Annotated in this window: 1 protein-coding gene; it reads left to right on the top strand. The window is 65.4% G+C overall.

Features of this window, described 5'->3' with window-relative positions:
- Positions 1-583: magnesium transporter MgtE N-terminal domain-containing protein (locus AAE045_RS23920; protein WP_455549790.1), on the top strand; the 583-nt coding region annotated here is incomplete at both ends.

Here is a 583-nt window from a genome sequence, read left to right as displayed (position 1 = left end):
AAGCGCGAGATTGTCTGGGGCCTGGTCGATCCGGAAGACGATGGCGAGGTACTGGTCCACGTCGGCGAGGAAGTGCGCGAAAGCCTGCTGGCCGACATGGACCCGGACGAAATCATCGCCGCGGTCGAAGACCTGGACATCGATGACCTTGCCGACCTGGTCGAGGATCTGCCGGACACGGTCATCGACGAAGTCCTCAAGTCGATGGACCGCGAGAACCGCGAGCGGCTCGAGCAGGTGCTGTCCTATCCCGAGGACAGCGCCGGCCGCCTGATGAACCCGGACGTGGTGACCGTGCGCGCCGACGTCAACGTCGACGTGGTGCTGCGCTACCTGCGCCTGCGTGGCGAACTGCCCGACCACACCGATCACCTGTTCGTGGTCAGCCGCCGCCATCAGTACCTGGGCCGCCTCTCGCTGGCCGCGCTGGTGACGCATGAGGACAACACCCCGATCAACCGCCTGATCGATGACGAACAGCCGGCGATCGACGTCGGCGAGAGCGCCGATGAAGTCGCGCGCCAGTTCTCCGATCATGACTGGGTCTCCGCCCCGGTGGTGGACGACAACAACATCCTGCTCG

Origin of the sequence: Dryocola clanedunensis, assembly GCF_038405435.1 — a bacterium.
GTDB classification, from domain to species: Bacteria; Pseudomonadota; Gammaproteobacteria; order Enterobacterales; family Enterobacteriaceae; genus Dryocola; species Dryocola clanedunensis_A.
The sequence above is the reverse complement of the archived record's forward strand: the minus strand, read 5'-3'. Positions and strand labels throughout refer to the sequence as shown.